This is a genomic window from Actinomadura hibisca NBRC 15177, from assembly GCF_001552635.1.
Lineage (GTDB): Bacteria > Actinomycetota > Actinomycetes > Streptosporangiales > Streptosporangiaceae > Spirillospora > Spirillospora hibisca.
Genome location: NZ_BCRO01000131.1, coordinates 16,688 through 28,001, shown reverse-complemented (window position 1 = coordinate 28,001; position 11,314 = coordinate 16,688). Strand labels below are relative to the sequence as shown.

At 72.2% G+C, this 11,314-nt stretch carries 17 protein-coding genes; 6 read left to right on the top strand and 11 right to left on the bottom strand.

Annotated elements, in window-relative coordinates:
* Positions 1-328: 328 nt before the first annotated feature.
* From AH6_RS40460 to AH6_RS40450, 4 genes are all read right to left on the bottom strand, one after another.
* Positions 329-511: a DUF397 domain-containing protein gene (locus AH6_RS40460; protein WP_067491489.1), complete on the bottom strand. Its 183-nt coding sequence runs from the start codon at positions 509-511 to the stop codon at positions 329-331.
* Positions 502-1,053, bottom strand: coding sequence for a DUF5753 domain-containing protein (locus AH6_RS40455; RefSeq protein ID WP_067491487.1), 552 nt, complete (start codon positions 1,051-1,053; stop codon positions 502-504). Before AH6_RS40455 ends, AH6_RS40460 begins: the two co-directional genes overlap by 10 nt.
* 196 nt (positions 1,054-1,249) lie before the next feature.
* Entirely contained in the window at positions 1,250-1,426 is a 177-nt protein-coding gene (locus AH6_RS43210; protein ID WP_083983931.1) for a DUF397 domain-containing protein, read from the bottom strand.
* Positions 1,414-2,223 carry a helix-turn-helix domain-containing protein gene (locus AH6_RS40450; protein WP_067491483.1) on the bottom strand — a complete coding sequence of 270 codons (810 nt, stop codon included), beginning with the start codon at positions 2,221-2,223 and terminating at the stop codon, positions 1,414-1,416. Before AH6_RS40450 ends, AH6_RS43210 begins: the two co-directional genes overlap by 13 nt.
* Before the next feature lie 140 nt (positions 2,224-2,363).
* Here AH6_RS40450 and AH6_RS40445 point away from each other — a divergent pair, with 140 nt between their 5' ends.
* Entirely contained in the window at positions 2,364-2,750 is a 387-nt protein-coding gene (locus AH6_RS40445; RefSeq protein ID WP_067491481.1) for an ATP-binding protein, read from the top strand.
* Complete coding sequence (locus AH6_RS40440; RefSeq protein ID WP_067491479.1) at positions 2,743-3,000, top strand: hypothetical protein; 258 nt, start codon at positions 2,743-2,745, stop codon at positions 2,998-3,000. The genes AH6_RS40445 and AH6_RS40440 overlap by 8 nt, the downstream gene beginning before the upstream one ends.
* Before the next feature lie 232 nt (positions 3,001-3,232).
* Here AH6_RS40440 and dhaM read toward each other — a convergent pair whose 3' ends face one another.
* The 3 genes from dhaM to dhaK all read right to left on the bottom strand — a co-directional run bounded on the left by dhaM (position 3,233) and on the right by dhaK (position 5,311).
* Positions 3,233-3,628 carry a dihydroxyacetone kinase phosphoryl donor subunit DhaM gene (gene dhaM, locus AH6_RS40435; protein ID WP_067491474.1) on the bottom strand — a complete coding sequence of 132 codons (396 nt, stop codon included), beginning with the start codon at positions 3,626-3,628 and terminating at the stop codon, positions 3,233-3,235.
* Positions 3,618-4,220: a dihydroxyacetone kinase subunit DhaL gene (gene dhaL / locus AH6_RS40430; protein ID WP_281180314.1), complete on the bottom strand. Its 603-nt coding sequence runs from the start codon at positions 4,218-4,220 to the stop codon at positions 3,618-3,620. Before dhaL ends, dhaM begins: the two co-directional genes overlap by 11 nt.
* 86 nt (positions 4,221-4,306) lie before the next feature.
* On the bottom strand, positions 4,307-5,311 hold the full coding sequence (gene dhaK, locus AH6_RS40425; RefSeq protein ID WP_067491472.1) for a dihydroxyacetone kinase subunit DhaK: 1,005 nt from the start codon (positions 5,309-5,311) through the stop codon (positions 4,307-4,309).
* Positions 5,312-5,440: 129 nt separating this feature from the next.
* Here dhaK and AH6_RS40420 point away from each other — a divergent pair, with 129 nt between their 5' ends.
* The 3 genes from AH6_RS40420 to AH6_RS40410 all read left to right on the top strand — a co-directional run bounded on the left by AH6_RS40420 (position 5,441) and on the right by AH6_RS40410 (position 7,675).
* Positions 5,441-6,127, top strand: coding sequence for a PIG-L deacetylase family protein (locus tag AH6_RS40420; protein WP_067491498.1), 687 nt, complete (start codon positions 5,441-5,443; stop codon positions 6,125-6,127).
* A 30-nt stretch (positions 6,128-6,157) separates the two neighbouring features.
* Entirely contained in the window at positions 6,158-7,117 is a 960-nt protein-coding gene (locus tag AH6_RS40415; RefSeq protein ID WP_245679694.1) for a nucleoside hydrolase, read from the top strand.
* A gap of 99 nt (positions 7,118-7,216) precedes the next feature.
* Positions 7,217-7,675, top strand: coding sequence for an SRPBCC family protein (locus AH6_RS40410; protein ID WP_067491471.1), 459 nt, complete (start codon positions 7,217-7,219; stop codon positions 7,673-7,675).
* On the opposite strand, the gene AH6_RS46370 is transcribed toward AH6_RS40410, so the two are convergent.
* From AH6_RS46370 to AH6_RS40400, 3 genes are read right to left on the bottom strand one after another with little or no spacing between them, the layout of a single operon-like run.
* The gene (locus AH6_RS46370) at positions 7,672-7,878 is read right to left on the bottom strand and encodes a hypothetical protein (RefSeq protein WP_245679693.1); all 207 of its coding nucleotides are present in this window, start codon (positions 7,876-7,878) and stop codon (positions 7,672-7,674) included. The two genes, AH6_RS40410 and AH6_RS46370, sit on opposite strands and share 4 nt — an antisense overlap.
* Before the next feature lie 12 nt (positions 7,879-7,890).
* Positions 7,891-8,196, bottom strand: coding sequence for an AAA family ATPase (locus AH6_RS46365; protein WP_245679692.1), 306 nt, complete (start codon positions 8,194-8,196; stop codon positions 7,891-7,893).
* Positions 8,193-8,858, bottom strand: coding sequence for a hypothetical protein (locus AH6_RS40400; protein WP_157432022.1), 666 nt, complete (start codon positions 8,856-8,858; stop codon positions 8,193-8,195). Before AH6_RS40400 ends, AH6_RS46365 begins: the two co-directional genes overlap by 4 nt.
* Positions 8,859-8,979: 121 nt before the next feature.
* Here AH6_RS40400 and AH6_RS40395 point away from each other — a divergent pair, with 121 nt between their 5' ends.
* Positions 8,980-10,164 carry an FAD-dependent monooxygenase gene (locus AH6_RS40395; protein ID WP_067491469.1) on the top strand — a complete coding sequence of 395 codons (1,185 nt, stop codon included), beginning with the start codon at positions 8,980-8,982 and terminating at the stop codon, positions 10,162-10,164.
* An 80-nt stretch (positions 10,165-10,244) separates the two neighbouring features.
* On the opposite strand, the gene AH6_RS40390 is transcribed toward AH6_RS40395, so the two are convergent.
* Positions 10,245-11,303, bottom strand: a complete 1,059-nt coding sequence (locus AH6_RS40390) for a DUF4267 domain-containing protein (RefSeq protein ID WP_245679691.1) — start codon at positions 11,301-11,303, stop codon at positions 10,245-10,247.
* Positions 11,304-11,314 lie beyond the last annotated feature (11 nt).

Sequence of the window (11,314 nt, the reverse complement as noted above, 5' to 3'; positions counted from 1 at the left end):
GCGCACCTCAGCCACGCGCGGGTTTGTGCACGTGCCCAACGAGTTCAGCCCGCGCGGGGTTGATCCAGATACCCAGCGATCCCACCCCGCGCGGGTTTCCCACACGGGCCCATCAACCTCAACCCTGCGCCCCGCACCCAACCAACAACCCCACCCCGTGCAGGCTCCCCTAACCAGCCGCACTCCGAGCCGCCAGGCGAGGAGGGTGGCTGCATGCTTGTTGAGGCCCGCCAGGCCTCCACCCCTGACGACGGCGGCCGAGAAGCCCTCCCAGAGGTGGAAGAGCCCCGGTCGCCCTATGGAAGGTGCCGGGGCCCTCTCTGCCTGCCTACGCCTTGATGCGGGCCACCAGCGCGCGCAGGGACGCCCGGTCAACGGTGAGGTGCCCCGTCTCGGGAGCCTGGCTGTCTCGCACGCCCACGACCTCGCCAAGGGCCGCCAGCTCGACGCAGTTGTCCCCGGCTTCGCTGCTGTACGACGCCTTCCGCCAAAGAGCGCGATTCACGTCCATCGTTCGCTCACGACCTTCCCGATCCGGGATACCGAAGCACTCGCCGAAAGCGAGTTCGCTTGCAGCCTAGCGAAGGTCTCGGTTACAGCCGAGAGGTCCGTTGCTTCCGCGCTTGCCTCGCCTCGTGCGGCGTTCTCCAGGTAGACGACTTCGCTGCGGTCGGGCTGAGTGGCGATCGTGAAGGGCGCTCGTGCGCCCCGGTGGAAGATCATGAGGGCGATCTGCAACGTCACGTGCGGCCACCCGGCGACCTCTTGGAGCCATTCGAGCTGAGCCCGCATGACTTCGGGCCCGCCAACTTCCCGGTACAAGATCGACTCGTCCAGGACAGCGAACAGCGTAGGGGCGTTCGAGCGGGTCAGGATCTCTTGCCGACGCAAGCGCTCCTCGACGGCCCGAGGGTTGCTCAGAATGACCTCGGCGTACACGCGGGCCTGAAGGAGTCCGTAAACGATGCGGTTCTCGTAGTTGCGCAGCATGACGGCGCTGCTCTCGGCTTCGGAGAAGTCGGCGAAGTAACGCGGGTACCCCCTGGAGCGCACGAGATCATGCCAGGCGTTGATCAGCGCCGCAGGCTCCCCTAACCAGCCGCACTCTGAGCCGCCAGGCGAGGAGGGCGGCTGCGTGCTTGTAAGGCCTGCCAGATCTCCACCCCTGACGACGGCGGCCGAGAAGCCCGCCCAGAGATGGAAGAGCCCCGGTCGCCCTATGGAAGGTGCCGGGGCCCTCTCTGCCTGCCTACGCCTTGATGCGGGCCACCAGCGCGCGCAGGGACGCCCGGTCAACTGTGAGGTGTCCGGCCTCGGGGGACTTCGAGTCCCTCATCCCTACGGCCGGACCAAGGTTCGCCAGCTCGACGCAGTGATCACCGTCGTTGCCCGAAGCACTCGCCTTACGCCACGTCACGCTTTCCATCGTTCCTCCGCAACGTTCCGGATCAGCTCTACCGACAGCGCCACCGGCAGGGCGAAGGTCGCGAGATCGGCGAAGCGCTCCTGAAGACGCGCCACCTCCGATCGCCCGTCCAGGACCCATCCGTGCGGCTCACCCGCAGTGTAGGCGACGCTCTCCCCGCCCGGCATGGTCGCGATGATGAAACCGGCCGCGTTTCCCTTGTGCGGCTCGCCGTCCCGGATGACCTGGATCGAGCAACGCGGGGACACGGCGTCCGCGAGCCGCAGGAGCTGCTGGCGCATCGTCTCCACGCTCCCCACGCGTCTCCACAGCACGTGTTCCGGCAGCAGGTAGAGGAACCTCGGTGGCACCTCCCGGGACAAGATCTCCTGTCGCGCCATGCGTCCTTCGACCTTCGCCCGGTCACCCTCCAGCAGGATGGAGGCGTACCCCTCGGTCTGCAGGAGGCCGTCCACCAGCAGCGGTTGGTAGGAGCGCAGGATCTCGGCTCCGGCCTCGTGGTCCGGCCACTCCTGGAACCAGCGCGGGAAGCTCGCCGAGCGACCGTCGAACAGGCCGTCGTGCAGACGAGTGAGCGCCCCGCCGGTGTCCAGGACCTCATCTGCGACTTCGGCGAAGACCCGATCACACCCGGCGTCGCCCCGCTCGATCTCGGAGATCGTGGACGCCCCGTACGGGATCACCTCAGCGAGCGCGCGCAGGCTGAGGCCCGCGCGCTCCCGGTGGTGCCGGACCTCCGCGCCGAACAGGTGGAGTGGCCCGCGTGAGGGGTCGAGCTTCTTGGGGGTCTGCGCCATGGGGGGCTCCTTGACCGTGCATGACTGGGCATGACCGGAGAGTGGCCGGGCTGTCTGTGACCTGGGTCCTTGCAATCTCAGGATGCTCTGTCCGGGAGCAGTGTGTGAAGCACATCACAGACATCCCCCGAGGTGATCGCATGTGCGAACCACACACGATCGAGATCAGTACCGACCCCGAACACCTGCACGCGGCCCGGCAGTGGATCGCCAAGACGTGCGCGATGCTGAACGCCGAACCGTGCACGTACGTCGCGCAGCTCGCGGTCACCGAGTTGATCGAGAACGCCCGGCAGCACGCGGGCGACGAGACGGTCACGGTGCGGGCTTACGTCGCCGACTGCGGCCCCGTGCTCGAAGTGCTGGACAGCTCCCCGGTCATGCCGATGGTGCGCGAGCTTGACCTTCTCGCCGAGTCCGGGCGGGGGCTGGCCGTCGTCCAAGAAGTCTCCAAGGCCCTGGGGTGGAACTCACTGGCGGGCGGTGGCAAGGCGGTCTTCGTGGTGTTGGGGCCGGACGATGCTTGAGCGGGAGGTCGCGGAGTCGCTGGCACTGGTCTCGCTCATCCGGGGCCTGCGCCGGTACGAGGGTGTGCAAGCCGTCCTGAAAACGCCCCATGGAGCCCGCCCGTTCGCCGAGGTGGCGCACAGCGAACCCGTACGTCATGAGTACCGGCGTGTGATCGCGGAGGGGCGCGTGTACGTCTCCGCGTACGGGGTCACGCCACTGGAGCGGGTGACCGACCTTGTCCGTCTTCTCGTACGCGGTGACCTGTGATCCGCTGAGGGCGGCTGCACGCTTGTGAGGCCCTGCGGGCCTCCAAGCCCCAGCCGCCCCCCTCGCCTAGCGGCTCGGGAGTCGGCTGTAGGGGGGCAGGGCGGCGCTGTTGTGGGGCGGGGCGGCGCTGTTATGGGGCGGCGCTGTGGCGGGGATGTCGTGGTGGACGGTGGGGCGGGGCGGTAGGGGCTGCGTAGTTCTGTAAGGGCGGCTCTGGAGCCAGCGGCCGTCCCTACCTCTTTCGGAAGTCGTAAGCCGACTCAGCAGCCGCCACCACCTCCTCCAGCCCTCCCCCCGCCGCCGCCGTGGACGCCGCCGCTATCGCGCCCTCCACCAGCGGCGCGTCCGCCAGTACCACCCGCGTCTCAGCGTCCTCGGCCACCAGGCGGGCGGTCAGCACGCTGCTGCCCAGGTCGGCCAGCAGCACTACACCGTCCCCGCTGTCGGCCGCCGCCACCGCCCGTTCGACCAGGTCCGGGCTGGTTCCCAGACCGCCCTCAGCATCGCCTCCAGCGGGTTCGATCACCGCCTTTCCGACGCCCATCGCCCGCGCCACCTCGGCCACGCCCTCAGCCAAAGCCCGGCTGTGCGACACCACCACGATTCCGACGACAGATTCAGACGGCATCGGCCAGCGCCTCCAAAATCAGCGTCGTGGAAGACGCGCCCGGGTCCATGTGCCCCACGCTCCGCTCCCCCAAATAGCTCGCGCGGCCCTTGCGCGCCTGGAGCGGAATCGTCGCCTCCGCGCCCTCCCGCGCCGCGTCGGCGGCGGCCCGCGTGCAGGCCGCCAGGTCCCCACCGGCCGTCAGGGTGGATTCGTAGGCCGCCACCGCCGGGCCCAGGGCGTCCACCAGTGTTTTGTCGCCCTCGACCGCTTTACCCAGCTCTTGGACGCCCTCCAGCGCCGCCCGCAGCGCCGCACCCAAGCCCGCCGCGTCGATCTCCCCCGCCTCGCCCAACGCCTTCCCCGCACGCCGCAGCGCCGTCCCGTACAGCGGGCCCGATGCCCCGCCCGTCTTCGAGATGATCGCCCGGCCCGCCGCCACCAGCACCTTGCCCGGCGGCATCCCCTCCGGCAGCTCCGGCAGCGCCGCCACCGCCGCCGCGAAGCCGCGTTCCAGGTTGTGCCCGTGGTCGCCGTCGCCGATCGCCGCGTCCAACGCCGTCAGCCGGTCCGCCTCGGCGGTCACACGCTCAGCCGCCAGCCGGATCCACACGGCGGCGTCCAGCGTCCCGCCCGACGACCCGCCCGATGACCCGGCCGATGACCCGGCCGATGACCCGCCCGACGACCCGCCCGCGTTCACCGGCCCCACCGCAGTGCCGGAGTCTCGACGGGCGCGTCCCACAACCGCAGCAGCTCCGGCGTCGCCCGGCACACCGTGATCATCACCCCGGCCATCTCCAGGCTGGTCACGTAGCCGCCCACCAGCGGTCGCGCCACGCTCGCGCCGTGCCCCGCCAGCCAGTCGGCGGCGGCCCCGTAGGCGATGTACTGCTCGATCAGCGGCGTGCCGCCCATGCCGTTGACCAGCACCAAAAGCTCCTGCCCGGCCAGCGGCATGTCCGCGTCGATCGCGGTCAGCGTCGCGTCCACGATCTCGGCGGCGGTGGCGGCGGTGGCCGCCTTGGCGCGTTCGCGGCCCGGCTCGCCGTGGATGCCGATGCCGAGTTCGATCTCGTCGGCGCCCAGCTCGAAGGTCGGCCGTCCCGCCGCCGGGACCGTGCACGGCGACAGCGCCACCCCGAACGACCGCGACCGCTCGTTCACCTCCCGCGCCACGGCCGCGACGGCGGCGAGGTCCGCGCCCTCCTCGGCCAGCGCCCCGGCGATCTTCTCCACGAACAACGTCGCGCCGGTGCCGCGCCGTCCGGCGGTGTAGGTGCTGTCCTGCACCGCCACGTCGTCGTCCACCAGCACCGAGACGACCTCGACGTCCTCGTCCTCGGCCAGCTCGGCGGCCATCTGGAAGTTCATGACGTCGCCGGTGTAGTTCTTCACGACGTGCAGCACGCCCGCGCCGCCGCTGACCGCCGTGGTCGCGGCCAAGATCTGGTCCGGCACCGGGCTGGTGAACACCTCCCCAGGCGCGGCGGCGTCGAGCATCCCGTACCCGACGAACCCCGCGTGCAGCGGCTCGTGCCCCGAGCCGCCGCCCGACACCAGGGCCACCTTCCCAATCCGCGGCGCGTCCGCCCGCACCACGATCCCGGCCTCCGGATCGACCCGCAGCGAGGGGTGCGCGGCGGCCAGGCCGCGCAGCGCGTCGGTGACGACGTCCGCCGGGGCGTTGATGAGTTTGCGCATGTTCCCAGCTGTACCCTCGCGAAGGCCGCCGTCCCAGGCCCAATCCAGCGAAGCGATCTAGCGCCGCATACAGTGGGAAAGGTGACGAGCGTTCTGGACGACGGCGAGATCAGCCGCATCCTCGTGGTGATGGCCCATCCCGACGACGTGGACTTCGGCGCGGCGGGCACCGTCGCGGGCTGGACCGACCGCGGCGTCGAGGTCGTGTACCTGATGGTCACCGACGGCGACGCGGGCGGCTTCGACGACGGCATCACCCGCGCGGAGATGGCCCAGCTGCGCCGCGACGAGCAGCGCGCGGCGGCCAAGGCCGTCGGCGTCACCGACGTGCGCTTCCTCGGCTACCCCGACGGCCGCGTCGCGGCCACCTTCGAGCTGCGCCGCGACATCTCCCGCGTCATCCGGCAGGTGCGGCCCGACCGGGTGCTGATGCCGAGCCCCGAGCGCAACTACGAGCGGATCTACCCCAGCCACCCCGACCACCGCGCGGTGGGCTCGGCGGCGCTGGACGCGGTCTACCCCGACGCCCGCAACCCCTACGCGCACCCCGAGCTGCTGGTCGAGGACGGCCTGGCGGCGTGGACGGCGCGGGAGGTGTGGCTGACCGGCGGCCCCTCCGTCAACCACACCGTGGACATCACCGACCACTACGACCGCAAGCTCGCCGCGCTGAAGTCGCACCGCACCCAGACCGCGCACATGCCCGAAGGCCAGCTGGAGACCATGCTGCGCGGCTTCCTGGGCGCCAACGCGGCCGCCGCCGGGCTGCCCGAAGGCCGCCTCGCCGAAGCCTTCCAGGTCGTCAACACCGCCTGACCCCCGCAAGAACCCCCGAGGAGTCCCCCCGTGCCCGCCAGGCTGCCCAAAATCCTGCTCGACTGCGACACCGGCATCGACGACGCCCTGACCCTGCTGTACCTCGCGTCGCTGGTGCGCACCGGCGACGCGGAGCTGGTGGGCGTGGGCACGGTGCACGGCAACATCGACCCCGCCACCGGCGCGCTCAACACGCTGCGCGTGCTGGAGCTGGCCGGGGTCGAGGGCGTGCCGGTCGCCGTCGGGGCGGGCCGCCCGATGGCGCAGGACGTGCACTACGCGTTGGACTGGCACGGCCAGGACGGGCTGGGCGACACCGACCTTCCCGCCCCGGCGGGCGCGCCCACCGGCGAGGCCGCCGCCGCGCAGATCGTCCGGCTGGCGCGCGAGCACCCCGGCGAGCTGTCGCTGCTGGCGATCGGGCCGCTGACGAACCTGGCCGCGGCCCTGCTGCTGGACGGCGAGCTGCCCGGCCTGCTCCGCGAAGTGGTGATCATGGGCGGGGCGTTCGACCACCCCGGCAACATCACCACCCACGCCGAGGCCAACATCTGGCACGACCCCGAGGCCGCCGACCTCGTCCTCGCCGCCGACTGGCCGGTCACGCTGGTGCCGCTGGACGTCACCCACCCCACGGCCGTCGGCGAGCAGTGGCTCACCAAGCTGGCGGCGCACGACTCCGCGGCGGCGCGGTTCGCCGTCCGCATCCTGGAGTTCTACGTCACCGCCTACACGCCGGTGCTCAAGCGGCGCGGCGCGGTCGTGCACGACGCGCTGGCCGCCATGCTGATCACTAATCCCGAGGTGTGCGAGTACACCGAGCGGCCCGTGCGGGTGGAGCGGCGCGGCGAGCTCACGCGGGGCGCGACGGTGTGGGACGCGCGATCGATCCCGGCCGACGACGACCGCCGCGCGTCGCGGGTGGCGACCGGCGTGGACGTGGCCGCCTTCCAGGACCGGCTGCTCGCGGCGCTGCTGTCGCTGGACTGACCCCGGCGGCCCCGGGTGACGCGGCCCGCACCGCGCCGTGACTTGTCGGCGCGTCCCGGACTGGTTACGGTGCGGTGATCACGCTTCGGGGAGATCGCCATGCCACTGCACGTCGAGGCCACCGCCACCTCCATCGCCGCGCCAGAGGTGATCTTCAAGCATCTGGCGGTGGCCGAGGCCTGGAACGAGTGGGCCGGCCTCCCCACCCGCGCCCGGCGCGAGAAGGCCGGGGACGAGCGGCCCAACGGCGTGGGCGCCGTCCGCAAGATCCCGCCCGCCCGTGAACGGGTCGTGGTGTACGACCCGCCGCACCGCTACGGCTACGTCGCGGTGGCCGGGCTGCCGCTGCGCGACTACCGGGCCGAGGTGACGCTGGAGCCGCAGGGGCTGGGCACCGGCATCCGCTGGCAGGGGTCGTTCGAGCCGCTGATCCCGGGCACCGGCGGGCTGGCGAAGTTCCTGATGAGGCGGATGCTGGAGTCGTTCGCCCGGCGCATCGTGCAGCACGCGGAGAAGTGCGAGCCGGGCTGCCCCGCGCGCCTTCCGGACGCCATCTAGGGCTTGTGGGGGACGGCCTCGGCCAGGATCGTGTCCACGGTCTGCTCCGGCGTCTGGCCCGACGTGTCCAGCCACAACCCGATGCGGGGCGTGGTCTCGCGCAGGCCCCGGTCCAGGTCGGCGACGCTGAAAGCCCCGTACGCCTTCTTCGCGCGGCCCGCCTCCCGTGCGGCGACGGTCGCGGCGTCGGGCGCGAGCACCACCACGTACAGCGGTCACGTCCGGTACTGGTCCACCGCGTAGGCCAGCTCCGGCCCCAGGACCACGTCCTGCACCACGGCCGTGAAGCCCTCGGCCGCGTAGGCGTCGGCGGTGCGCGCGGCCAGCCGGTAGCGCAGCCGGAGCTGGGCGACGGCCTCGGCGGACGGCTCGGGGCCCATCTCGGCGCGCCCGTTCACCACGAAGCGCCGGAAGGCGTCGCCGCGCACGTGCGCCGAGCGCGGCAGCCGCTCGGCCAGCGCCTGCGCGACGGTCGACTTCCCGGCGGCCTGCACGCCGGTGACCAGGTAGACGGCGCTCACGTCCGCTTGTACCCCCGCACGTCGGCCGACCGCACGATGGCCTGGTAGGTGGCGGCCAGCGCCGGGTCGTCGCGCAGGACGTAGAAGACCACCCGGGACTGCGGCAGGTACCAGACATTGGTGACGAACCGCTTGCCGTTGCGGCACGGCACGCGCCACTCGCGGTGCTCGGCCTTGCGGCCGTCGGCCAGCGGGGTCAGGTCCCTGACGGCGATCTCGGCCTTCTCCTGGTCGGCGAGGTCGGAGTTGGCGGACCCGGCGGCCATGCAGGACGGCGGGTCGCCGGGCGACCAGCCCCACTTCTTGTTCATCCGCCCCTCGCCGGGCCAGGAGCTGTACCCGTGGCCGACCGGGCTGATCTGGAGCGCGCTGTTCCGCTCCTTCACCTTGCCGCAGCGGTCCCCGCCGGGCGGCTGGATGCACAGGAAGGGGTCGGCGATGCCGTTCACCTTCCAGTCGGCGGGCAGCTTCAGCTTCATCCCCTGCCAGGTCAGGTCCTGACTCAGCGGCAGGGCGGGGGCTGCGCCGTCCTTGGCCCCGGCGGCGGGCCTGGCCGCCGACGGCTGCACCTTCACCTTGCCGTCGTCCCCGTCGCACCCCGACAACGACGCCAGGCCCGCCGCGACGGCCAGCGTTGTCCCAATGACCTTAAAACGACCCATGTATCCAGGATGGCACTTCCGGGCCCGGCTGTGGTCAGCCGCCGTCAGCCGACGGTCAGTGCCCGGTCAGCGGCGGCGGCCAGTCTTCAGGACATCGAGAACGAAGCCTGAGGAGCGCACCATGAACCGCACCGTCCTGATCTCCGGCGCCAGCGTCGGCGGCCCCGCCCTCGCCTACTGGCTGACCCGGCACGGCTTCCAGGTGACGATCGTCGAGCGCTCCCCCGGCGGCCCCCGCAGGGGCGGCCAGGCCATCGACGTGCGCGGCCCGGCGCTGGAGGTCGCGGCCCGCATGGGCGTCCTGGACGAGATCGGCGCGGCCCGCGTGCAGATGCGCGGGATGTCCATGGTGGACGGCGACGGCAACGAGCTGTACCGCAGCGAGGAGCGCACCATCACCGGCGGCGAGCTCGACAGCCCCGACGTCGAGATCCTGCGCGACGACCTGGCCGAGATCCTTCTCGCCGCCGCCGGGGACGGCGTGGAGTACCTGTACGGCGACTCGATCGCCGTCCTCGACCAGGACGACGCCGAGGTCCGCGTCACCTTCGACAGCGGCCTGCGCCGCACCTTCGACCTGGTCGTCGGCGCGGACGGCCTGCACTCCAACACCCGCCGCCTGGCGTTCGGCCCCGAGGGCGACTACCTCAAGAACCTCGGCACCTACCTCGCGGTGTGGACGACGCCGAACTTCCTGGAGCTGGACCGCTGGCAGGTGTTCCACCAGGTGCCCGGCAGCTCCTGGGGCGGCGGCACGATGAGCGTCCGCGACAACGCCGAGGCCCGCGTCTACCTGGGCTTCCAGTCCGACGCGCCGGTGGACTACGACTACCGCGACACCGAGGCGCAGAAGCGGCTCATGCAGGAGCGGCTGAGCGGCGGCGGCTGGGAGCTGCCCCGGATGCTGGAGTACATGTGGGACGCGCCGGACTTCCACTTCGACGCGATGGCGCAGATCCACATGGACTCCTGGTCCACCGGCCGCGTGGTGCTGCTCGGCGACGCCGGGTACTGCGGGTCCCCGCTGTCGGGGCAGGGCACCAGCATGGCGATGGTCGGCGCGTACGTGCTGGCCGGGGAGCTGAAGGCGGCGGGCGGCGACCACGTGCGGGCGTTCGCGGCCTACGAGTCCGAGCTGCGCGACTACGTCGCGGCCAACCAGCAGCTCGCGCTGGACAACCAGAAGCGCGTGGAGGCGCAGACCGCGGCCGAGATGGGCGACGAGGCCGCCGCCGAGGCCCTGGTGGAGGAGGGCGTGGCGGACTTCGGGACGGTCGTGAACGGCCTCGCCCTCAAGGACTACTGATGCCGAACGGGAAGCGCCCGGCCCTCCCCGGACCGGGCGCTTCCGCCGTGCTCATCGGCGCGTGCCATGCCGTGCCGCGCTCACCGGCGCCGGTCGCGCAGCAGCAGGACGCCGGACGCCAGCACCGCCGCCGCCGTGACCCCGTGGACGCCGAGCGCCGTCGCCGTGGAGCCGTGCCGGGCCAGGATCGTCAACATGTCGCCCGCCGGTATCACCGACATCGCCGCCATGGTCCAGCCGAGGGCGCGCCACTCGCGCTTGGCCATGAGCACGAGCACGACCAGGCCGGTGCCGACGTCCCGCACGCCCTTGATGTTGAGGAACCCGGCGGCCTCGCCCTCCGGCCAGGCGGGCAGCCCGAAGGACGGGGCGGTGCCGACCGGGTCCAGCAGGTAGCTCAGGCCGACGTAGGTGATGCCGGCGCCGGTCAGGGCGGCGAGCCCGGCCCCGATCCGGAACGCCTTGGACGGCGCGCCCTCGCGGACGCGGCGCATCCGGCGGTCGTAGACGCGGCGGCCCGCGAGGTTCCAGAAGGTCCGGACCGGCTTGGGCAGGCCGCCGAGCATCAGCTCGCGCTCGACGGCGTCGGCGTCCTCCAGCGAGATGCCGAGGAAGGTCAGCAGCTTGCTCTTGGGGGCGGCGTTCGCGAAGTGCTCGCCCTGGGCGTCCCACTCGGCGGCGGTCAGGTGGCGCTCGGCGAGCGGGAGGAGGTGGGCCTCCTCGTCGTCCAGGTGCTCGACGAGGACGGCGCGGTGCTCGACGAGGGCGGCGACCAGCTCGTCGCGCTCGGGCTCGGCGGCGGTGGCCTCCCAGCGGTCGGCGGCGGCGCGGGCGCGGGCCAGGGAGGCGGCGACGCGCCCGTGCTGCTCCTCCATGCGCAGCACGATGTCGGCGTCGAGGTCGACGCGCGCCAGCAGCAGCGGCCAGATCAGCTCGTCCTCGCCGTGGTGGTGGTTGTGCAGGCCCAGCGCGTAGTCGCGCAGGTGGCCGGTCAGGACGCGGGCGCGGGCGGCGTCGCCGGGCCGGACGGCGGCGATCAGCTCGGCCAGCAGCCGGGACTCGCGGCGCAGACCGCGGTGGATGGTGACCATGGTGCGGGTGTCGGGGCGGGCGGTGGGCTGCGCTGCGGTGGTGTTCATGGCTCCACTGT